Below are 22,239 nucleotides of genomic sequence, written 5' to 3' on the forward strand. Positions count from 1 at the left end.
GCAAAGCGGGCATCCTGGCCTTAAAAGATGATATATTCAGCCGACCTGTTGATATCTCGCGTGATAGTTATGAAAGTATCGTTTCAGATCAAGCTGTTTATTTCGCTGGTCGCCTTTTTCTCAGTGCTGTTCGCATTACTGGGCGGATATTATTATGTCGATGTCGGCAGGCAGCTTTATCAGGAAATGAGCGCGCGCGCAAAAATACAGGCTGAAGAAATTGCGCTTATTCCAACCCTGCGAAAAGAAGTCGAACAAAAGGATATCCAGGGCATCCATGACTTTATGCAGAAAATAGCCGCCCGCAGCGACGCCAGTTTTATTGTGATTGGTGACAATAAGGGGCTGCATCTTTTCCACTCCGTGTTTGCCGACCGGGTAGGCAAAACGCTGGTTGGCGGAGATAACGACGAGGTATTACACGGCAAAAGTACCATCACCATCCGCAAGGGCGGGTTAGGCATTTCACTGCGCAGCAAAGCGCCCATTTTTAATGATGCCGGGCAGGTGGTGGGGATTGTTTCGGTAGGCTATCTCACAAGCTATCTGGACACCATCACCGTCAGCAAGGTGGTTAATATCCTGATTGCCGCCGTGCTGCTGCTTATCGCCCTGTTTATTTTCTCCTGGTTCTTCACCCGCAGCATCAAGAAGCAGATATTCTCTCTGGAGCCGCGCGAAATCGGCCTGCTGGTGCGCCAGCAAAAGGCGATGATGGAATCCATTTATGAAGGGGTGATTGCCATCGATGACGATCTCCGCATTGAGGTGATCAACCAGGCGGCGCGTAAATTATTAGGCTTACGCCAGCCCGCCCGCGAACTGCGGGGTCAACTCATCAGCCAGGTGATCGCGCCCGTCCCGTTCTTCAACGCGCAAACCATGCTTGCGAAAGACACCCACGATGAGATCTGTCGCTTTAACGATCTCACGGTCATTGCCAGCCGGGTGCGGATAATGCTGGAAGATGCATTGCAGGGCTGGGTGATCACCTTTCGCGATCGCAACGAGATCGACTCGCTCAGCGCCCAGCTCAGCCAGGTGAAGCGCTACGTTGATAACCTGCGCATCATGCGCCATGAACAGCTGAACCGCATGACTACGCTGTCCGGCCTGCTGCATATGGGCCGTTATGACGAGGCAATTCGCTACATACAGGCGCAGTCGGAACACGCTCAGGAGCTGCTGGACTTTATCTCGTCCCGCTTTAGCTCTCCGACGCTGTGTGGTTTGCTGCTTGGAAAGGCCGCCCGCGCGCGTGAAAAAGGCGTTGAGCTGAGTTTCGATCCGGCCTGCCGGGTGGATAAACCGTTCCTGCCGCTGCTCGAATCGGAACTTATCTCGATCATCGGGAACTTGCTGGATAACGCCATTGAAGCGACCCAGCGCGCACCGCTCCCGCATGCCCCGGTGGACGTGCTGATAAAGCTGAACGAGCAGGAACTGATTATTGAAGTCGCCGACCAGGGCGTCGGCATCACACCGGAGATCCGCGACCGGATCTTTGAGCGCGGCATCACCACCAAAACGCGCGGCGATCATGGTATTGGCCTGTATCTGATTGAAAGCTATGTCACACAGGCTGGCGGTGCAATTGAAGTTGCCGATAACACCCCACGCGGTGCCATTTTCTCACTGTTTATTCCCGCCACGGGAACGGCCCGGCACCCCGTACAGGAACTGGAAGATACCGACTATGCAACATGAACTTATCGACGTACTGATTGTTGAAGACGAGAACGAACTGGCGCAACTGCATGCGGAGCTTATCGGTAAACATCCGCGTCTGAGGCTGGTGGGGATTGCCGCGTCGCTGGCCGACGCGCAGGTACAACTGGAGAGCAAACAGCCGAAGCTGATGCTGCTGGATAACTACCTGCCGGACGGCAAAGGCATCACCCTTATCAGCAACCCGATGCTCACCCGCGCCAACTGCTCGGTGATTTTCATCACCGCCGCCAGCGATATGGACACCTGTAGCCAGGCCATTCGTAACGGCGCGTTCGACTATATCCTTAAGCCGGTCTCCTGGAAGCGGCTCAGCCAGTCGCTGGAGCGTTTTGTGCAGTTTGCCGAACAGCAGCGCGTCTGGAAGATTGTCGACCAGCAGAACGTGGATTCACTCTATCAGTTACAGGCGAAAAACTATCGTCTGGACAACGGCAGCAAAGGGATAGAGGAGAACACGCTGGCGCGGGTGCAAATGCTGTTTAACAACAAGGCGGCGCACTGTTTTACGGTGGATGAGGTGGTGAGCGAGACGGGCCTGAGTAAAACCACCACCCGGCGCTATCTGGAACACTGCGTGGAGGTGGGTTTTCTGACGGTGGAGATGCTGTACGGTAAGATTGGACATCCGAGAAGGATGTACAGGCGTAGTGCGACTTAACTCCCCTCACCCCGGCCCTCTCCCCAAAGGGGCGAGGGTGAAAAGACGGCTCCGTGCAATCCCCTCTCCCCTTTGGGGAGAGGGTGAGGGTCCCTACTTCAATACGTACCCATACAGCCGCTTGATCCCGTCCGCATCCTTCTCGCTGTAAACGCCCTGCAACTCTGGGGAGAAACCCGGCAGCATATTAATGCCCTCTTCCAGTGCCAGGAAGTAGCGCTGTACTGCTCCACCCCAGACTTCCCCCGGCACCACGCACAGCACGCCCGGCGGGTATGGCAGCGCACCTTCGGCGGCAATGCGTCCTTCGGCGTCACGAATACGCACCAGTTCGACGTTCCCGCGAATGTACTCCTGGTTGGCATCCTGGGGGTTCATCACCACGGCAGGCAGGCTCTCCTGACGGAACATCGCCTTCTGTAAATCCTTCACGTTAAAGCTGACGTAGAGATCGTGCATCTCCTGGCATAGCTGGCGGATCGTATAGTCGCGGTAACGCACCGGGTATTTCTGATAGATGGTAGGAAGCACATCCGCGAGCGGTGTGTCGTCTTCAATATGCTGTTCAAACTGCCCCAGCATCGCCACCAGCTGCATCAGCTTCTCCGCGCTCTCGGCTGGCGTCAGCAGGAACAGGATGGAGTTGAGATCGCACTTCTCCGGCACAATGCCGTTCTCGCGCAGGTAGTGGGCGAGAATGGTCGCCGGAATGCCGAAATCGGTATAGTGCCCTGTTTCAGCATCAATGCCCGGCGTGGTCAGCAGCAGCTTGCACGGATCGACGAAATACTGCTCGCGGGCATAGCCTTCAAAACCGTGCCATTTTGCACCCGGTTCAAAACTAAAGAAGCGACGTTCGCTGGCGATGGCCTGCGTGGGGTGATCCTGCCATGGCCGCCCCGCCACCACCGGTGGGATAAACGGTTTGATCATATGGCAGTTAGCGATGATGGCCTTGCGCGCTTCAATGCCCAACTCGACACACTCCGCCCACAGCCTGCGTCCGCTTTCGCCCTCGTGGATCTTGGCGTTCACGTCCAGCGCCGCAAACAGCGGGTAAAACGGGCTGGTGGAGGCATGCAGCATGAACGCGTTGTTCAGCCGCTTGTGCGGGCAGAAGCGCGACTGACCGCGAATATGGTTATCCTTTTTATGGATCTGCGACGTTTGTGAGAACCCGGCCTGCTGCTTGTGGACCGACTGGGTCACGAAAATTCCCGGATCGTTCTCGTTCAGTTCCAGCAGAAGCGGAGACGTTTCCGCCATCATCGGGATAAATTGCTCGTAGCCGACCCAGGCGGAGTCAAAGAGGATGTAGTCGCAAAGGTGCCCGATATTGTCGATCACCTGACGGGCGTTGTAGATCGTGCCATCGTAGGTGCCGAGCTGAATGATCGCCAGACGGAACGGGCGCGCCTCGGCGGCTTTCTGCGGCGCGACGTCACGGATCAGTTCCCGCAGCCAGGCCTCATCAAAGCAGTGCTCATCAATCCCGCCGATAAAACCAAACGGATTACGGGCTGCCTCAAGATAGACAGGCGTTGCCCCGGTCTGGATCAGCGCCCCATGATGGTTGGACTTGTGGTTGTTACGATCGAACAGCACCAGATCGCCACGAGTCAGCAGCGCATTGGTCACCACTTTATTGGCCGCCGACGTGCCGTTCAGCACGAAGTAGGTTTTATCCGCGTTGAACACTTTCGCCGCGAACTTTTGCGCGTGCTTGGCAGAACCTTCGTGGATCAGCAAATCACCGAGCTTCACGTCGGCATTGCACATATCGGCACGAAACACGTTTTCACCGAAGAAGTCGTAAAACTGCCGCCCCGCCGGGTGTTTTTTGAAAAAGGCGCCGTGCTGGTGACCCGGACAGGCAAAGGTGCTGTTTCCCATCGCCACATACTGGCTCAGGGTGTCAAAAAAGGGTGGCAGCAGGTTCTCTTCATACCGGCAGGCGGCAGATTCCAGTTCCAGCAATTCCTGTGCTTTGCCCGAGATGATCGCCGTGACACCCTCTGGCACCTCTCCTGGCTCTGTTGAGAACATAAATACCGGTAGCTGAAAGCCCGTACGCTTCAGCAACGCGAGAATGCCGCTGTAGCTTTCAACAACCGTAATGACGACTGCCGCCACATCGGTGAAATCAGTGTTATCCAACATAACCTTTTCGCGATGCGTAGAAACTTTGGATACCAGCTCGCGGCTGACGGCAATTTTCATGGTTTTCATAGGCGCAAATACCCTCACCGAACGGTGAGACAGGAAGGAGAAAATTCGCGCAATCATGTCACCTTTTATTTTCAGGTGCAAGAAGGAATCAGTATGCGTTACGCCTCCCAAAGCTAAGCGTAATCAGGGACGAACGTGCCATAATGATGCAATGCCAGTGCTTAAATAACAGGAGTTAAACGTGGTAATTGGACCCTTTATCAATGCGGGAGCCGTATTGCTGGGCGGTGTACTTGGGGCAGTATTAAGCCAGCGGTTGCCGGAGCGTATTCGCGTCTCCATGCCCTCCATTTTTGGCCTGGCGTCGTTAGGGATTGGTATCCTTTTAGTGGTGAAATGCGCCAACCTGCCGGTGATGGTACTGGCGACGCTGCTCGGGGCACTGATCGGCGAATTTTGCTATCTGGAAAAGGGCATCAATCACGCGGTAGGCAAAGCCAAAAATCTGATTGCCCGACCGGGCAAGGCGAAGCACGGCACGCACGAGTCGTTTATTCAGAACTACGTTGCGATCATTATTCTGTTCTGCGCCAGCGGCACGGGGATATTCGGTTCGATGCAGGAAGGGATGACCGGCGATCCCAGCATATTGATTGCGAAAGCGTTTCTGGATTTCTTTACTGCCACCATCTTTGCCACCACCCTCGGCATCGCCGTCGCCGCGATTTGCGTGCCGATGTTGCTTATTCAACTGGCGCTGGCCACCTGCGCCACGCTGATCCTGCCGCTGACAACGCCAGCGATGATGGCAGACTTTACCGCCGTCGGCGGCCTGTTGCTGCTGGCGACAGGGCTGCGAATCTGTGGCATTAAGATGTTTGCAGTGGTGAACATGCTCCCTGCCCTCCTGCTCGCGATGCCGCTATCCGCGCTCTGGACGCACTTTTTCGCTTAAGTTTGCGACGAAATGGTGAGAGAGTGTGCAGTCTGCACCGAAAGCAACAAATTTCGTTGACGCCGGAGGGAGGATCGGGTTTAATGCGCCCCGTTGCCCGGATAGCTCAGTCGGTAGAGCAGGGGATTGAAAATCCCCGTGTCCTTGGTTCGATTCCGAGTCCGGGCACCAAATTTCATATTAACGGACCTCCACGGAGGTCCGTTTTTGCATTCTGAGCCCACCAGAATCATTACTTCTGCATTCCCTTAACGACACCCCAACCACTGCGTCAGTAGCGCATGCAGTTTAGCTGGCTCCAGAGGCTTGCGGAGTACCAGGTACCCCTCCTGCTCCGCCTCCAGCAGAACCGGTGAATTAAATTCGCCGCTAACTATCGCGCCGCTCATATCCGGCAGACGTTCAAAAAGCGCTTTCAGGATATCGAAGCCGCTTTCGCCGGATCGCAGGCGCTGGTCGCACAGCACGGCGAACGGCGTAAAGCCGTCGTCGATTATGGCAAACGCTTCTTCAGCGGAGGCCGCACAGCGTACGTCGATTCCCCAGACGCTCATCAGGCTCTCCCAGGCAGACGTCACCAGCGGGTCGTCATCGACGACCAGGCAGGAACCGTGCAGCGGCGCATAGCGTACCGGCGTGGCGGTGTTATCAGCGGCGGGCGGGGTATCCAGCACGCTATCTTCGCCAGCATATTGGGTAAAGCGCATCCAGAAGCGTGAGCCTTTCCCTTCAATGGATTGCATCCCGTATTTCACCTTCATCAGCTTGGCACAACGGGCAACGACGGCCAGTCCCAGCCCGTGTCCGGCGCTGTCGATCTTCCATGCCAGCTCGGGGCGGTAGTAAGGTGAGAAGATTTTGCCCTTCTCTTCATCGGCGATACCGACTCCCGTGTCCCACACCTCCACCATACACTCGTCACCGCGCGGTCGGATGGCGACCAGCACCCCGCCCTGGAGCGTGTAGCGAAGGGCGTTTTGAATCAGGTTGATCAGGGACTGTCGCACCAGTAGCGGATCGCCCATCACGTAGATATGGCGTTTAGGCCGCCGGATGCACAGCCTAAGCGCGCGGCTGTTGGCCTCTTCACGAAACAGCGTGATGACCGAGTCGAGCAGAGCACCGATATCCACTTTGGTCGGGGCAGAGAGGACATTCCCGGATTCTATTTTGCTGAGATCGAGCAGAGAGTTGAGCATTAAATGTACCGAGCGAACGCTCTGCTGAAGGTCAAGAAGCTGTGGCGTCAGGCTGCCGTCCCGGTTTCGATGGAGGATGGCTTCGATCAGAAAGCCCATAGCATGCACAGGCTGGCGCAAATCGTGGCTGGCGGTGGTCAGAAACTGATTTTTATCCAGCAGTGCCTGCTCCGCGTCCTCTTTGGCCTGACGAAACTGTTCCGCCAGCCGTGAGCTTTTTTCCTCCAGCAGCGCTTGCTGAATAAAGAACGCATGGGAAGTTAACGCATGGCGGTAAATTGCGAAGCCGTAAAGCAGATTCAGCATGAGCACGATGAACATCAACTCATCCAGCCGCCAGATAATACCGAGGTTCAGCACCCCCCAGGAGGCGAAGAAAAAACGCGTGAAGGTACTAATGACAGGCGTCAGATGTGTCGCATTGGCGGCGACGATGGCGGCGATGCTGATATTAAGTAACAGGAAAAAGTCAAAATTCTGCGTCTGTGGCGTAATTAAATAGAGTGAAGAAATTCCCAGCCCGTGAATAAAGGCAATATTATTAATACGCGGAAGCCAGCGTCGCAGGACGTCCCTCTCACCGTTTTCTTTCGCTTCACGCTGATAGCATCGGTGCAATAGTCGTATCGCCACGGCACATAGCAGATAAATAATTATCCAGATAATCGTTGGGCCGAGGTCGTCCCCAAGCATATAAATCCAGATGGCGAAAGGAATACCCACAAAGGGCACAGCACTAAAGCTAAATACCAGCCGAAGAAAGGTGTTGTTTAGCAAACGGATCTGCGCCGGAGCAGAGATACCATCATTTTGTAAGCTCTGGAAAAACCTCATTCCGACGGTTCCTGCTTGCCATGCAGAAGCGTGATGGCTTCAACCCGGCTGTTAACGCCTATCTTTTTCAATATATTGCTGATGTGTTCTTTAACCGTGGGCTCAGAAATTGAAAGCTGTGCGGCGATTCGTTTATTTGGCAGGCCGCGCATAATCATATTTAACACGTCTATTTGTCGCGGCGTTAAGTTAAATTTACTTAACTTCTCATTATTGGCCTTAACGGAAATTTCGTTTCCCTCAGGAAACCAGGTCTGATTATCAGTGAGTGCGAAAACGGCCCGCGAGAACATCTCAGGTGGCTCGCTTTTCAATACAAAACCGTGTCCCCCGGCGGCATTAACTTTGCGCCAGATATCATTATTGTCATCCCCGCTGACCACCAGGAGTCGTACCTGTGGGTAAAGTTGTTTTACTTCTTTGAGTAATTTCAGGGCCGTTCCGGAAGAGAGCCAAAAATCGATTACCAGCAAACGTGGCGGGCCATGATCTCTAATTTGTCGGTAGCAATCATCCTCATTCGTCACCACACACGCCTGTTTAAACTGGCAATGTGTAATCAGAAAATTGGCGATGCCGCTTGCTACCAATGGATGGTCATCAACGACTAACGCATAATTCTGTCCCAAAGGAGCCTCCTTTTACCTTCGCATATCTTAGAGTACAGATGAATTATTATCTACCCACCCTACTTTAGGAGGGTTTTTTCGATTAGGAAAGAGAAATATATTATTCGCTGATTTGGGTAAAAGAAAACATAAATACAATCAGTGAAATTAACTGGTTGGATATCAAGGATAATTTATGAAAAAACCACTAATCGTTTTAACCGTTACGTTGATGTTAGCCGGTTGTTCCACGTTGAAAACCGATCAGGCTATTCCACTCCTCCAGGCGGAGACCGCTAAAATGCTGGGATTGGGCTCATCGGATGAAATAATTGTGACCAACGTTAATGGTGCCCAGCCGGACGCACTGGGAGGACAAAAACTCTCTTATCGCGCCACGACGGAAAAAGGGCGTATTTTCGATTGTTCATCGATGATGATGCCGGGAATTTTAGGATCCGCACCGACGCTGAGCGCGCCAACCTGTACACCTGTTGTCACACATAAATAATTAACGCCGCATCAAAAGGCGTACATAAATAACGCCTTTTACATTATCTGGCGTATCTGAGTTTTCATAAAAAAACGATGTTCCTGACATCATGCTAATGAGTACGGAGATAGCCCGTGAATAACTCTACATCGCATTCTTTAGCGGTTAAGACACCGCTTTCCAGACTTTACCTCGCTCTATTTTCCGCGCCGCTGTTACTGTTTTTACCTGCCGATATCGTGCGTGCAGCCGATGCCTTTTTTGATGGCGACTCGCGTATTACCGAAACGCTGGGTTACACCGGTGATGTGTATGTTGGACGTAATCAACGCGGAAATCTGTTGATCGATAATGGCAAAATCACCGCCTATAACATCAATATCGGTCGGCTGTTCGACGGCAAAATTTATGAAAGCGTGGTCACGGTCCGTGGGCCAGACGCTGAGCTTAACGCGGTGAACGATCGGTACGTCCTGCGCGGCGACCTGAATCTTGGCCTCGGCACCCTGCGAGTCGAAGAGGGCGCGCTGGCGAGTGCAAAGGAGATTGTTGTCGGCACCACCCGCGGCTACGACAGCCACCTTATCGCCACGGGTGCTGGCTCTCGTGTGACCAGTAATTTTCTCAGCGTAGGCACCGATCTGGGCGCACGCTCCACGCTTGCGATTGAAGACGGCGCTGCGCTCAATACCGCTTACGATGCACGCATCGGCAACGGTACCGGACCGGGTGAAACCGACACGCTGAGCCCGAAAGCCACCGTCACTGGGAGCGGCTCACAGTGGAACGTTGGCCGTACGTTGACGCTTTATGGCGACCTGGACGTGCTGAACGGCGGAACGGTTAACGTTGGCGGCGTGCAGGTGGCAGGCGTCTCCGGGGCAGGGAAAACCGCCGAGCTGGTTATTGCGGGCGAGGACTCACGCTTTACCAGCGGCAGCAGCGTGAGCGTGGGCGATTACGGCAATGGCGTGCTGTCTGTGATTGACGGCGGTTCATTTTCCGCTGGCAGCAATGCGCTGATCGTGGGGACATCGGGTTCCGGCTCGAACCGGGGTGCGCTCATCATCGGCAGCCGCGGCAATATGGACACCGGCACGGGTTTAACTGAGCCAACGCTTGGCACGGCGGGCGGCGCAGGTACCCTCGATGCGAAGACGGCAATAAGCCTGCGTGGCGGACTGTTCGGCAGCTATGTCTACTTCAACCATACCGACGGAAATTACATCTTCAGCAACACGATGAGCGGTGAAGGTGATGTGATCAACACCTCCGGGCAGACGACGCTGAACGGCGATCTTTCCGCACTCAAGGCGAACGTCACCGCGCGGGGCGGTAAAGTCATTATTGCCAGCAATATTAATACCCAACCAGAAGACGATATTTTTGACGTCCAGACGCTTAGCGCGGAGAACGGCGGCACGCTGATCCTCAATGCGACGGCGGGTTCAGATGTCAGCAACGGGGTGGGTTACAGCAGCGCCGCGTCAATCAAGTCCGGCGGCACGCTGGGCGGCAACGGGACGCTGGGCCAGACCGAGATCCTGTCCGGCGGACATATCTCGCCCGGCGACGGCAATATCGGTACGTTGACGCTGAAACGCTATCTGAACTTTATCGGCGAATCCTTCTATGACGTCGATATCGCAGGAGATGGCCGCAGCGACCAGCTACTGGTATCGGGCAAAACCACCATCAGCAATCAGGCTAAGGTACAGGTCACCGCGCTGGATCCGCAAACCAGCTATAAAACGGGCCAAAGCTACCGCATTTTGACCTCCGACGGGGGAATTGACGGTGAGTTCGCCGGCGCGATCTCCAAATCCGCCTTCCTCGACGTGGCGCTTAAGCAAAGCACCAATGCCGTCGATCTGACCATCGCGCAGAAAGAGACCGGTGGCGAGAATCCTGGAGGAGAAAATCCCGGAGGCGAAAACCCTGGCGGTGAGAATCCTGGTGGTGAAAACCCCGGAGGCGAAAACCCGGGCGGTGAGAATCCTGGCGGTGAAAACCCCGGAGGTGAAAATCCTGGCGGTGAGAATCCTGGTGGTGAAAACCCCGGAGGTGAAAACCCGGGCAGCGGCAAGCCGGGCATTTTCCAGACCGTGGCCCAAAGCAGCAACCAGTGGAATACCGCTGGCGCGCTCTCCACGCTGACGCAAAGCGGCCAGTCTCTGGCGCTGTATAACTCGCTGCTTCTGCTAAGCGCGCCGGAAGCGCGCGAGGCGTTCAACCAGCTTTCTGGTGAAGTTTATCCGTCAATGCAGTCCAACCTGATCGCTGGCAGCACGCAGGTGTTTAACGTGTTAAACCAGCGCATGCAGCGCGCGTTTGATAACGACAGCCTGCCGATACCACCGTTAGCCATGTCGCTGGTGCAGCAGCCGGAGCCGCAAAACAATGGCGTCTGGGGCCAGACCTTCAGCTCCTGGAGCCGAAACAGCGGCGACGGTAACGTGGGCAAGCTGGACGGCAACACCACCGGCTTCCTGCTGGGGGCAGATCGCAAACTGGCGGACCATAACGTGCGTGTCGGCGGCTACTTCGGCTACAGCCGGGGTGATTACGACGTCGACAGCCGTCGCTCCTCAACGGATACCGACAACTATCACCTTGGTCTGTATGCGGCGGGTCAACAGGATGCGTTCTCCCTTCGCGGCGCGCTGGGGTACACCTGGCACAAGATCGAAGGCGAGCGCAATGTTGATTTCAGCGGTTTCTCGGATCGGCTGAAGTCAGATTACGACGCCAACTCCCTGCTGGCGTTCACCGAAGCGGGCTACCGTTTCGGCCAGCCAGACAGGAATATTGAGCCGTTCGTCAATTTATCGTACATCCGGCTGCATACTGACAGCTTCAGGGAAGACGGCGGTGCCGCTGCGCTGAGCGTCCGTAACGAAACGATGAACACCTTCTACACGACACTCGGGTTGCGCGGTGTGACCGAGCTGCCGAAGCACGTTAACCTCTACGGTTCGTTGGGCTGGCAGCACGCCTATGGCGATAAGAATACCTCTTCGCGCATGGCGTTTGCGGGCAGCGACGCGTTCATTACTCAGGGACAGGCCGTGGATGAGGATGTGATGGTCGGTGATATCGGCGTGAGCGTACAGCTGTCGCGTGCTGCGACGCTGGATGTGGGTTACCAGGGTCAATATGGTGCGGATACCCGCGTCAACTCGGTTAACGCCAATCTGCGCTGGTCGTTCTGAATTATTTCCATTAAAAGAACCCGCCCTCGTGGCGGGTTTCTGCTTTTGGCTTCTGACGAAGCTAGGGATCGTTCCCAACCGCGTCCAGCAGTTTGTTTTTAAAGATAAACAAACACGCCTCGTTGAAATTCCCTGCCCCTAACCGCTCCGACAGCACCGTTCGCTTGCGATAGAGGCTTTTAACCGACATATTCAGCTTATCTGCAATCTCTTCCATTGACCTCCCTGCCTTCAGCAACCGGATCATTATCGCTTCGTGTCGACTCAGCCGTAAGTTAAGCAGCCATTTGGTGGTCAGACGCCTGCCTTTCATATCGAGCACCAGATTGAATAACGACGCCATATCCGGAGCCGTAAGCGACGTGTTCATAAACAGCTTCATACTGAGAAGATCCTCCTCTCGAGGACGCATATCCAGCATAACGCAGCAGATCGTTTTTCTCGTTCTGGCCGGATGGCGTATCAGGTAATCATATAAACGGAGCGGCGTACGGCTATCAATCAGTACAGTATATTCATTTGCGTCGGTATCAAATATGTTTCTGTCTATCGAACTGAGGCAAATTATATCCGGGAAAAATAGCCGTATCCCCCTGACAAGGAAACAATCCTGAGTCACTAACACTATTGAAGTCGCCACTAACCATCCCTTTTAGATTAAAGCAAGCCCGCCTCTTAAGAAACAAGAACGCTTTCGTTTATAGCGCTTTACATTAACGGCAAATGTTTTCTGGCTTTGATCATCCCTCAATATGACATTGGTGAGCTAGACTTTTTGCAGACTATCACTCAATGCCTGGCGTTAATTATAAATAAAAAAGAATTTCAGAAAAGTCACTTCTCTGAACATTAAGAATTTTTGTCATGAAACTTCCCAAACATGCACCAGAAAGTACTTTAATTAACTCAGAAGAACTTCATTTCGAATATAACAAAACAGGAAAAAGAGAAAGAAAAATCATTTAATATCAATTAATTAAAAACTTCAACCTTGCACTAAATTATCTAAAAAACTTACTTCTCCCAGAATTATCTCAAAACCTCCCAGCCGCTTTTCAACTTATTTATCCCCCAACACATCGGGTGTACATTAAGCCCAATCAGACCGCTGAGATGAGGGCTCATAATTACCTTTAAGTAAGTACCCCATAACGTAGCATCATTCAGATTTAATGTTCTCCTTTATGCCCTTTAACGCAGAGTTAAAAGGTGGCCGTGTTATGCAATGGATTCACAATAAACAAATGGCAAATAGATATGGAAAGATCGCTTAGCTTCACTACGTTATTCTTTTATCGCACCACAATATTATTGTTCCTGCTTTTACTCTTTCCTGTTCTGGTTCAGGCTGATGAATCCGTTTATGAGCATCAGATACAACAGGCACGTAACGGTAATTACGCTCTGTTTCTTGATTACCTACAGCGCTATGAGCAACAACATGCTTTAACACCCGGACAGGTTGCGGACTGGTTACAGGTAGCCTCCTGGGCAGGACGCGATGACGAAGTTATCCGGGTCTGGCAGCGTTATGGTATTTATATGCCGCTGCCCGCTCGCGCCATCGCTGCCGTCGCCCAGTCCAGAAGAAACCAAAAAGCCTGGCCATCCGCCTTATCGCTGTGGAAAGAGGCGCTCAGCCTTGCGCCGGATAACGACGATTACCGCATCGGCTATGTGAAGACTCTGGCCGATGCCCGCAAAGATCGCCTCGCGCTTTCGGAAGCCCGGCAGCTGGTTAAAGACAATCCTTCTCCCGCGCACCTTGAGACGCTCTCCTATGTCTGGATGCGCCAGGGAAAAAACAGGGATCGGCTGCTGGCTGACATGCGCGCGCTGAGCGCCGCGCCAGGGAATGAGGCCCTTCTTCGCGAGACAATCGATGCGCTAACGGATAACCGGTTAAGCACGCCCGCACTCTGGCTGTCACAAAACGCGGCGCTCTCTCCTGCGGAGCGCCGCCGCCTTGAGCGTAACGCCGCGGCTGAACGGGTACGCCTGGCGGATGTGCCTGGCAGAACGGAGAAAGAGCGCCTGCGGCTGGCACAAAACGCATTAGATCGCTATCACGCCCTGCTTTCCCGCTGGCAAAACGACCCGCAGGCGGCTGAAGACGTCATCCTTGCCCGTATCGATCGGCTTGGCGCCCTGTATGCGCAGGGTAATTACCGGCAGGTCATTAGCGAATATGAGTCGCTGACGGCCGCACAGCATCCAGTGCCGGACTGGGCCATCGGCTGGGTGATCTCTGCATATTTGCAGGAGAAAAACACCGTTGCCGCCTTCTCGCTTGTGCAACGCTATCCACACTACGCCTCCGATCCGCAGGATGAGGAGCATGCGCTTTTCTACGCCTGGCTGGATACGGGGCAATATCAGGCCGCCCGCCGCTACGTTGAGCGCGAGACCCGCAGCGTTCCCTGGACCCGCTACGATTTCGGGTCCCCCACCGCCCAGCCAAACGATCGGTGGCTTACCGGGCAGTCACTCAAATTTAACTATTTGCTGGCAACCAACGCCCTGCCGGAGGCCGAAAAGCTGTCGTATCGTCTGGCGTCAACGGCGCCGGGAAATCAGGGATTACAGATTGATTATGCCGCCCTGCTTCAGGCCAGAGGCCTGCCGCGCGCGGCCGAGCAAAAGCTTAAACGAGCAGAGGCGCTCGAACCCACGAATCTGGAGCTTGAAAAACAGCAGGCTTACGTCGCAATGGACCTTCAGGAGTGGCGCCAGATGGATTTACTGGCTAATAACGTAATTGCTCGCGCCCCCGCCGATCGCAGCGCCCGTCGCCTGGACAGACTCAGAATGGTCCACCATATGTCTGAGCTGCGTCTGAACGCGGGTAAAGGATTGCACTCAGATAACCCCGTCAGCGGTAGCCACGACATGAACTGGGACGCCACGCTCTATGGCCCGCCCGTGGCGGATAGCTGGCGGCTGTTTGCCGGCACCCGCTATGCCCAGGGGAATTTCGACGAAGGTAAAGGCATCAGCCGCCACCTGTTGGGCGGCGTTGAGTGGCGCCCCCGTGACCTCACGCTCGAAGCCGAGCTCTCCGGCAACCACTATCACGGCAAAAACAGGCCGGGCGCACGGCTCTCAACAACTTACAGCCTGAGTGATAACTGGCAGGTCAGTGGTAACCTCGAGCGCTTGTCACGCGCCACACCCTTACGGGCATTACGCAATGGGATTAGCGCCAACCGGGGTGAAGGTGGGGTGCGCTGGTATCAAAACGAGCGACGTGAATACCAGTTCAACGCCGCAATCAGCCGCTTCTCAGACCACAACCGCCGTCAGGAATACACCCTCTCTGGGAAAGAGCGTCTCTGGCAGACCCCGACCCTGACGCTGGATCTCGAACCGGGGATCGCCGCCAGTAAAAACAGCCTGCGGAATACGCTCTATTACAACCCGGCACGGGATCTGTCCGTGACGGCTGCCCTGTCCGTTGACCATGAGATGTACCGCCACTACGACACCCTCTGGAGCCAGCAGTTCGTGGCAGGCGGGGGCAGCTACTGGCAGAAAAATCAGTCACCTGGCGCCGTTACCCTGCTGGGTTACGGGCAACGCATCCAGTGGAACAACGTTGTCGATACTGGCGTGATGCTGAACTGGGATAAGCGCCCTTACGACGGCAAACGCGAGAGCAATCTCTCCGTCACGTTAGATGCGACTTTACGCTTTTAAGGATGAATATGCTGAACACACGTTTTTCTGTAAGCCTGATCGTCATCGGCTGGCTCTGCCTCAGCGCGAGCCTCTGCGCGCAGCCGCTCTCCTTTATGGCCCCTGAAGAGAGGCCGCAGCTGGAGGCCAGCAAACCCTGGCCGGAGAATCAGTTTTTGGTCCTGGCCTACCACGACGTCGAAGATGATGCCGCCGATCAGCGCTACCTCTCCGTTCGCACCAGCGCGTTAAACGAGCAGATAAGCTGGCTTTTGCACAACGGCTATCACGCCATTAGCGTGCAGGACATTCTGGATGCGCATGAAGGAAAAAAAGCGCTGCCGCCGAAAGCCGTTTTGCTCAGCTTCGACGACGGTTATAGCAGTTTTTACACCCGGGTCTGGCCCCTGCTTCAGGCCTGGAACGTTCCTGCGCTGTGGGCACCGGTGGGCAGCTGGGTGGATACGCCGGCAAATCAAAAAGTTAACTTCGGCGGTCTGATGACGCCCCGCGATCGCTTTGCCACCTGGGATATGGTTCGCGAGCTCAGCCAGTCCCCGCTGATTGAGATTGGCTCGCATACCTGGGCCTCGCATTACGGCATTCCGGCCAACCCGCAGGGAAGCCGTGAACCCGCCATCGCTAACCGTTTTTTTGATAACGCGACGGGGCACTACGAAACCGATGAACACTTCAATCAGCGGATCGCCGCAGACGTACGGAAAGTCACCGATAAAATCACCCAGGTGACGGGAAAAGCGCCGCGTGCCTGGGTGTGGCCCTATGGGGCTGCTAACGGTACATCGCTCGCTATCGCCCAGAAACAGGGCTATCAGCTGGCCTTTACCCTGGAGGACGGGCTGGCAAACGTGCGCGACCTCGGCAACATCCCGCGCCTGCTGATTGCCGGAAATCCGTCGATAAAAACCTTTGCCAACACGGTTAGCCGCGTTCAGGAGTTTGAACCGGTGCGCGTCATGCATGTTGATCTTGATTACGTCTACGATCCCGATCCGGCCCAGCAGACGAAAAACATCAACAAACTCGTCCAGCGGGTCTACGACATGAAAATCAGCCATGTGTTTCTCCAGGCGTTTTCGGATCCGCGGGGCGACGGCAGGATCAGCGCGCTCTATTTCCCCAACCGTCGTCTTCCGGTCCGGGCCGATCTCTTTAATTTTGTCGCCTGGCAGCTACAAACCCGCGCGGGAGTGAAAGTCTTCGCGTGGATGCCGGTTCTCTCTTTCGATCTCAGTCCAGCCTTGCCGCGCGTGCAGCGCCGTGAGCGTCAAACGGGAGAGTTGACCGTGGCCGCCGAGCCCTATATCCGGCTCTCCCCCTGGAGTCCGCAGGTTCGCCAGCAGGTGACGGAGATCTATGAAGATCTGGCCCGCTATGCCAGCTTCAACGGGATCTTGTTCCATGACGACGCAGTGCTGACGGACGTTGACGATGCCGGACAGGATACGACCCGGCAGAAGAGCCAGCGGCTTATCGGCTTTACCCGCACCCTGAGCCAGGCGGTGAAAAACATCCGTGGCCCGCAGATCAAAACCGCGCGGAACATGTTCGCGTTACCCATTCTTGAGCCGGAAAGCGAGGCATGGTTTGCGCAAAATCTGGATGATTTTCTGGCGGCCTACGACTGGACGGTGCCGATGGCAATGCCGCTGATGGAGTCCGTCCCGGCAGAAGAGAGCAATGCCTGGCTGACGCGTTTAGTCAAAGCCGTCGCCGCACGCCCCGGCGCGCTGAATAAAACGATTTTTGAGCTACAGGCCAGGGACTGGGCGCAGAAACCGCAGCGTGCCGTAGCCGATGAACGTCTGGTGGAGTGGATGCGGGTGCTCCAGCTGAACGGCATCAAAAATTACGGTTATTACCCCGACGACTTCCTCAACAACCAACCTGATATTTCGCGTATCAGACCTGAATTTTCTTCGTACTGGTATCCTGACAATGACTGATCGCATTATCGCCTTCTCTATTTTGTGTCTGGTATTCGGGTTGCCGTTAGGCGTAGCCGCGCTGTTTACTGGCGAACTGATTCTGGACTTTGTCTTTTTCTGGCCGCTGTTTATGTCCGTGCTCTGGGTAACCGGCGGCCTCTATTTCTGGTTTCAGCTTGAACGGCACTGGTCGTGGGATAACGCAACACCCGCCCCCGCCTTAGCCGGTGAGCCGTTAATCTCGATTCTTATTCCCTGCTTCAATGAGGAACGCAACGCACGGGAGACCATTAGCGCCGCGCTGGATCAGCGGTACTGGAATGTAGAAGTTATCGCCATCAACGACGGTTCTTCTGATAACACGGCGGAGGTACTGCAACAGCTGGCGCGGGAGCAGCCGCGCCTGCGGGTGATTAATCTCGCGGAGAACCAGGGGAAAGCCGTGGCGCTCAAGGCCGGCGCTGCGGCGGCCCGGGGCGATCTGTTGGTCTGCATTGACGGCGACGCCCTGCTCGACCGCGACACCGCGGCGTATCTGGTGGCACCGCTGATTCAGTATCCCCACGTTGGGGCCGTCACCGGAAATCCGCGTATTCGCACGCGCTCAACGCTGATTGGTCGTATTCAGGTGGGCGAGTTTTCTTCCATTATTGGCCTCATCAAGCGAACGCAGCGGATCTATGGCCGGGTCTTTACCGTCTCCGGCGTCATCGCCGCCTTTCGCCGACAGGCGCTGGCGGATGTCGGGTACTGGAGCCAGGATATGATCACAGAGGATATCGACATAAGCTGGAAGCTTCAGCTTCGCCACTGGGATATCTTTTTCGAGCCGCGGGCACTGTGCTGGATCCTGATGCCGGAGACGCTAAAAGGACTGTGGAAGCAGCGTCTGCGCTGGGCGCAGGGGGGTGCAGAGGTGTTTCTGGTTAACCTGCGCAAGATGGCCCGCTGGGAGCATCATCGCATGTGGCCCCTGTTTCTCGAGTACGCCCTATCAACGCTGTGGGCATTTGCCTATGGGGCGACCGTGGTGTTGTTCATTCTCAGCCATATTATCCCTCTTCCCGCGAACCTGGCCGTTGCGAGCCTGTTTCCCCCGGCGTTTACCGGGCTGCTGCTGGGCGTAATGTGCCTGCTGCAATTCCTCGTCAGTTTGTATATCGAGCGGCGCTACGAGCGGAAAGTGGCAGGCTCGCTGTTCTGGGTAATCTGGTTCCCGATGGTGTACTGGATGATTGGCCTGTTTACCACCCTCGTGGCATTTCCGAAAGTCATGCTTAAACGTAAACGCGCCCGCGCGCGCTGGATCAGTCCGGACCGGGGTAAAGGGAGCATTCAATGAACGAGAGTACGTTAATTTTGACTGAACATCGGCTGGCACCGCGTCTTTTCGATGCTGCATTAACGCTGATAGCCTGGGGAGGATTCCTGTTTTTCCTGTACGCCAGGCTGTGGATGCAGTTAACCGAGGAGGGCGATCACCGCTGGAACGTAATTATCGCCTCGTTTAATACAGTGCTGGTTTATCTGCTGATTGCCGCGTTCAACGGCTGGCTGCTGATCCTGTGGTATCAGTACAATCGCCGCCGCGCGCATGTGAGGCGGCGTCATCCGGAAATGTTGCGCCATGACGAGCTTGCCCAAAGTTTTAACGTCACGCCGCAAATTATGTCCGAGATGAGCCAGTACAACCTGCTGACGGTTTACCATGACCAGATTGGCCGGATCATTGATTTGAAGATCAGCGAGCAGCAGGACGAGAAAGAAGAGTAAGAAAAAGCCCCCGCAGGTTATCCGGCGGGGGCTTTTTTGTCGCGGGTATGAATTAGTTATCCTTCACCACAATCAGCGGTTCAATATCGCTCTCTTTCTTCACCACCAGCGAGTTATCCCCACGCAGACAAGTTCCGCCATAGTTCCCGCCCACGGTAAAGGTGCAGACCTGAATGTATCTGCCGTCAACCTTCGGAAGGCACCATAGCTGCTGGTAGATATTCTTGCGGTCAACAAACTTGCCGCTGGACTGGTCCAGCAGTTCGTCCTGGGCGCCGATCAGATCGATATTGCTCCCGCAGCGTCCGGCGATCGGTTTAACGGCATAACCGGTCCGTTTGAGCAGATCGTTGACCTCAAAATCGGTATCCAGCAGGTAACGGTGGTTCGGGAAGAGCTGCCACAGCACCGGCAGGATCGCCTTGTTACCTGGGATCACCGTCCACAGCGGTTCAAAGACCAGCACTTCCGGGCGCAGCAGGACGTCAATCAGGCGCACTTCACCTTGCGGGTGACCGGTGCGGATAGGCACGGCGGCGTACTCGGTTTCGCTCACCTCGCGGATCTGCTCAATCGCCGTTTCCCATGCCCAGGTTTTCCATACGCAGTTAACGTGACGGCCTTCATCATCAATCAGTTGCCCGGCGGCATCCCAGCTCAGCGCGCCCAGACCATGCAGGATTTTGGTTTCAAACCCGGCCTGGATCAGCGAGCGCTGAATAAAGAGCGCGTGGTAATCCTCTTCAATATCGTTGTCCTGCATGATATGGACGAACGGCCGCGCGTGGCTGTGCTTCCATGCGCCGGTCAGCTCCTCCAGCAAGCCTTCCGCCGGATTGTGGCCGGTGCCGCGATAGCCGTTTTTCACCCATTCTTCAAGAATCAGCCCGCCCTCGGTATGGCAGGAGGCGGAATCCGCGTTGTACTCGTAAACCTTGATGCCGCGCTCATCCATGCAGAAATCCATACGACCGGTGATCATATGGTGACGACGCCACTGCCAGGAGAGGCGCAGACGCGGCCAGAGGATTTTTGGGATGTCGAAAAGCGCGAGTAAGCTGTCGTCTTTCAGCACCTTGTCGGTGGCATGAAGGTACATCAGGTGCAGTTCGTTGGTGGCTTTGATCAGCTCCTGCTCGGCGCTTTCGGTAATGGTGAAGTACTGGCAGGGATCGTTGTTGATAACGTGGCCGTTGGCGCGAACGTACGCCTGTTGCAGGGCGTCGTTTTCATTGAGCCATTTTCCGTCGAACTGGCGGTTGTTCTTCAACCGCGCGCCGCTGATTTTCAGCAGTTCACCGTCGATCTCCGGCTGAGGAATACTGTGTTCCGTCTCCTCCGTCTGGATCATCCAGCCGAGGATCTCGGTATCGTTGAACGTGTCATGAAGCGTATAGCAACCGTCCTCCACGCTCAGACGCAGCTCGCGCGTCCACTGCTGCCCCATCGGCAGCGGGGAGTGAATAACGTTCTGCTCGGCAATGCGCACTCTGTCATCCAGCAGCTGGGTAATGACGGCGACGTGGCCGGTCTCATGAAACTCACCGCCCTTTTGCCAGATGAGCAGCGCACCGGCCTGCGGCGCGCGTTTTGAGCTATTGGCAAAGGCCTGTAGCGGCAGAATATTGTCGTTTACCACCTGGCGCAAAAAACGCAGGGAGAAGATCTCCCACGCCATCCCGACGTCGGTAAAGACAAACCCGTGATTGAGAAACAGGAAACGGCGCGCAAACTCAACGCACTGCCATTTATGGCCCATGTACTCGTTGCCGATATAGCTGCGGAATTCCGCATCTTCCGGGTAGTGACGCGGATCGAGACTGCCGTAATTTGAAGAGTAAATCGCCACGCCACCCGGCGCATAACCTAATAACGTCCCGAAGGGGGCGTCACTGCTTAACGTTCCTTTACGCATGTGTCCAACCTAAAACAGGCAGGCGGCAATTTTTTTGTGGGGTTGTCGTCGTCTGCACGTTGTAATTAACTGACAGAGGTGGCGTTATCATACACCCGCCCTGCCCATTACGCTCGCATCGTTAAACGGTTCCTGCATCTCCTGCTACACTGCCTCAACACAACACCAAAGAGGCAGGCCAACATGTCAGATAACACCTATCAGCCACCGAAAGTGTGGGAATGGAAACAGAATAACGGCGGCGCGTTCGCCAATATCAACCGTCCCGTCTCGGGCGCGACGCACGAGAAAGAGCTACCTGTGGGCGCGCACCCGCTCCAGCTGTACTCTCTCGGTACGCCGAATGGACAGAAAGTTACCATCATGCTGGAAGAGCTGCTGGCGCTGGGCGTGACGGGCGCGGAATACGACGCATGGTTGATCCGCATTGGCGAGGGCGATCAGTTCTCCAGCGGTTTTGTCGACGTGAACCCGAACTCGAAGATCCCGGCCCTGCGTGACCACTCCACCACCCCGCCGACGCGCGTCTTTGAATCCGGCAATATCCTGCTCTATCTGGCCGAGAAATTTGGTCACTTCCTGCCAAAAGATCCGGCAGGACGAACGGAAACCCTGAACTGGCTGTTCTGGTTACAGGGCGCGGCCCCGTTCCTCGGCGGCGGTTTTGGCCACTTCTATAACTACGCGCCAGTGAAGATTGAGTACGCTATCGATCGCTTCACCATGGAAGCTAAACGCCTGTTCGACGTGCTGGACAAACAGCTGGCGCGCGGTCGTTACGTAGCGGGTGAGGAATATACCATTGCGGATATGGCAGTCTGGCCATGGTTTGGCTGCGTGGCGCTGGGCAGCGTCTATAACGCCGCCGAGTTCCTGGATGCCGGGAAGTACACCAACGTGCATCGCTGGGCAAAAGATGTGGCGAATCGTCCGGCCGTGAAACGCGGGCGCATTGTTAACCGTACCAACGGCGAGCTGAACGAGCAGTTGCATGAGCGTCATTCAGCAAGCGACTTCGATACCCAGACGGAAGATAAACGTCAGGCCTGATCCATGACCGGGCGGTTC

At 55.3% G+C, this 22,239-nt stretch carries 15 protein-coding genes and 1 tRNA gene; 11 read left to right on the plus strand and 5 right to left on the minus strand.

The window, feature by feature from the left end:
- Positions 1 to 69 precede the first annotated feature (69 nt).
- Complete coding sequence (locus tag SK47_RS18235) at positions 70 to 1,707, plus strand: ATP-binding protein (protein WP_003862446.1); 1,638 nt, start codon at positions 70 to 72, stop codon at positions 1,705 to 1,707.
- Complete coding sequence (locus SK47_RS18240) at positions 1,697 to 2,389, plus strand: response regulator (protein WP_003862448.1); 693 nt, start codon at positions 1,697 to 1,699, stop codon at positions 2,387 to 2,389. Before SK47_RS18235 ends, SK47_RS18240 begins: the two co-directional genes overlap by 11 nt.
- A 93-nt stretch (positions 2,390 to 2,482) precedes the next feature.
- On the opposite strand, the gene SK47_RS18245 is transcribed toward SK47_RS18240, so the two are convergent.
- The gene (locus SK47_RS18245; protein WP_032610279.1) at positions 2,483 to 4,618 is read right to left on the minus strand and encodes an ornithine decarboxylase; all 2,136 of its coding nucleotides are present in this window, start codon (positions 4,616 to 4,618) and stop codon (positions 2,483 to 2,485) included.
- Positions 4,619 to 4,799: 181 nt separating this feature from the next.
- Here SK47_RS18245 and SK47_RS18250 point away from each other — a divergent pair, with 181 nt between their 5' ends.
- A complete protein-coding gene (locus SK47_RS18250) occupies positions 4,800 to 5,513 on the plus strand; it encodes a DUF554 domain-containing protein (protein WP_003862452.1) in 714 nt (237 codons plus the stop codon).
- Positions 5,514 to 5,608: 95 nt separating this feature from the next.
- Positions 5,609 to 5,684, plus strand: a tRNA-Phe gene (locus SK47_RS18255).
- 77 nt (positions 5,685 to 5,761) lie between these two features.
- Here SK47_RS18255 and SK47_RS18260 read toward each other — a convergent pair.
- Complete coding sequence (locus tag SK47_RS18260) at positions 5,762 to 7,546, minus strand: hybrid sensor histidine kinase/response regulator (protein ID WP_003862454.1); 1,785 nt, start codon at positions 7,544 to 7,546, stop codon at positions 5,762 to 5,764.
- A complete protein-coding gene (locus SK47_RS18265; protein WP_003862456.1) occupies positions 7,543 to 8,175 on the minus strand; it encodes a response regulator transcription factor in 633 nt (210 codons plus the stop codon). The genes SK47_RS18260 and SK47_RS18265 overlap by 4 nt, the downstream gene beginning before the upstream one ends.
- 175 nt (positions 8,176 to 8,350) lie before the next feature.
- On the opposite strand from SK47_RS18265, the gene SK47_RS18270 reads away from it, so the two are divergent.
- Both SK47_RS18270 and SK47_RS18275 read left to right on the plus strand, forming a co-directional pair.
- The gene (locus SK47_RS18270; RefSeq protein ID WP_048244891.1) at positions 8,351 to 8,665 is read left to right on the plus strand and encodes a lipoprotein; all 315 of its coding nucleotides are present in this window, start codon (positions 8,351 to 8,353) and stop codon (positions 8,663 to 8,665) included.
- 116 nt (positions 8,666 to 8,781) lie between these two features.
- Entirely contained in the window at positions 8,782 to 11,859 is a 3,078-nt protein-coding gene (locus tag SK47_RS18275) for an autotransporter outer membrane beta-barrel domain-containing protein (protein WP_048244892.1), read from the plus strand.
- Between the two features lie 61 nt (positions 11,860 to 11,920).
- On the opposite strand, the gene SK47_RS18280 is transcribed toward SK47_RS18275, so the two are convergent.
- A complete protein-coding gene (locus SK47_RS18280) occupies positions 11,921 to 12,499 on the minus strand; it encodes a helix-turn-helix transcriptional regulator (protein ID WP_048244895.1) in 579 nt (192 codons plus the stop codon).
- Between the two features lie 617 nt (positions 12,500 to 13,116).
- On the opposite strand from SK47_RS18280, the gene pgaA reads away from it, so the two are divergent.
- The 4 genes from pgaA to pgaD are packed head-to-tail and all read left to right on the plus strand — an operon-like array spanning position 13,117 to position 19,256.
- Positions 13,117 to 15,555 carry a poly-beta-1,6 N-acetyl-D-glucosamine export porin PgaA gene (gene pgaA / locus SK47_RS18285; RefSeq protein WP_048244897.1) on the plus strand — a complete coding sequence of 813 codons (2,439 nt, stop codon included), beginning with the start codon at positions 13,117 to 13,119 and terminating at the stop codon, positions 15,553 to 15,555.
- Between the two features lie 8 nt (positions 15,556 to 15,563).
- Positions 15,564 to 17,501: a poly-beta-1,6-N-acetyl-D-glucosamine N-deacetylase PgaB gene (pgaB, locus tag SK47_RS18290; protein ID WP_003862461.1), complete on the plus strand. Its 1,938-nt coding sequence runs from the start codon at positions 15,564 to 15,566 to the stop codon at positions 17,499 to 17,501.
- Positions 17,494 to 18,825, plus strand: coding sequence for a poly-beta-1,6-N-acetyl-D-glucosamine synthase (pgaC, locus tag SK47_RS18295; protein ID WP_048244899.1), 1,332 nt, complete (start codon positions 17,494 to 17,496; stop codon positions 18,823 to 18,825). The genes pgaB and pgaC overlap by 8 nt, the downstream gene beginning before the upstream one ends.
- Complete coding sequence (gene pgaD, locus SK47_RS18300; RefSeq protein WP_023323741.1) at positions 18,822 to 19,256, plus strand: poly-beta-1,6-N-acetyl-D-glucosamine biosynthesis protein PgaD; 435 nt, start codon at positions 18,822 to 18,824, stop codon at positions 19,254 to 19,256. The genes pgaC and pgaD overlap by 4 nt, the downstream gene beginning before the upstream one ends.
- 52 nt (positions 19,257 to 19,308) lie before the next feature.
- Here pgaD and gss read toward each other — a convergent pair whose 3' ends face one another.
- A complete protein-coding gene (gene gss / locus SK47_RS18305) occupies positions 19,309 to 21,171 on the minus strand; it encodes a bifunctional glutathionylspermidine amidase/synthase (protein ID WP_048244901.1) in 1,863 nt (620 codons plus the stop codon).
- A gap of 183 nt (positions 21,172 to 21,354) precedes the next feature.
- On the opposite strand from gss, the gene yghU reads away from it, so the two are divergent.
- Positions 21,355 to 22,221, plus strand: a complete 867-nt coding sequence (gene yghU, locus SK47_RS18310; RefSeq protein WP_048244903.1) for a glutathione-dependent disulfide-bond oxidoreductase — start codon at positions 21,355 to 21,357, stop codon at positions 22,219 to 22,221.
- The last annotated feature ends 18 nt before the right edge of the window (positions 22,222 to 22,239 follow it).

This window comes from Enterobacter sp. BWH52 (genome assembly GCF_001037565.1).
Classification (GTDB): domain Bacteria; phylum Pseudomonadota; class Gammaproteobacteria; order Enterobacterales; family Enterobacteriaceae; genus Enterobacter; species Enterobacter hormaechei_C.

Excerpts from the sequence above, each read along its gene's own strand:
- pgaD (WP_023323741.1), top strand. The coding sequence starts at position 18,822 with ATGAACGAGAGTACGTTAATTTTGACTGAACATCGGCTGGCACCGCGT.
- SK47_RS18260 (WP_003862454.1), bottom strand. The coding sequence starts at position 7,546 with ATGAGGTTTTTCCAGAGCTTACAAAATGATGGTATCTCTGCTCCGGCG.
- SK47_RS18245 (WP_032610279.1), bottom strand. The coding sequence starts at position 4,618 with ATGAAAACCATGAAAATTGCCGTCAGCCGCGAGCTGGTATCCAAAGTT.
- yghU (WP_048244903.1), top strand. The coding sequence starts at position 21,355 with ATGTCAGATAACACCTATCAGCCACCGAAAGTGTGGGAATGGAAACAG.
- SK47_RS18240 (WP_003862448.1), top strand. The coding sequence starts at position 1,697 with ATGCAACATGAACTTATCGACGTACTGATTGTTGAAGACGAGAACGAA.
- SK47_RS18235 (WP_003862446.1), top strand. The coding sequence starts at position 70 with ATGAAAGTATCGTTTCAGATCAAGCTGTTTATTTCGCTGGTCGCCTTT.
- pgaB (WP_003862461.1), top strand. The coding sequence starts at position 15,564 with ATGCTGAACACACGTTTTTCTGTAAGCCTGATCGTCATCGGCTGGCTC.
- pgaA (WP_048244897.1), top strand. The coding sequence starts at position 13,117 with ATGGAAAGATCGCTTAGCTTCACTACGTTATTCTTTTATCGCACCACA.
- SK47_RS18270 (WP_048244891.1), top strand. The coding sequence starts at position 8,351 with ATGAAAAAACCACTAATCGTTTTAACCGTTACGTTGATGTTAGCCGGT.
- pgaC (WP_048244899.1), top strand. The coding sequence starts at position 17,494 with ATGACTGATCGCATTATCGCCTTCTCTATTTTGTGTCTGGTATTCGGG.
- gss (WP_048244901.1), bottom strand. The coding sequence starts at position 21,171 with ATGCGTAAAGGAACGTTAAGCAGTGACGCCCCCTTCGGGACGTTATTA.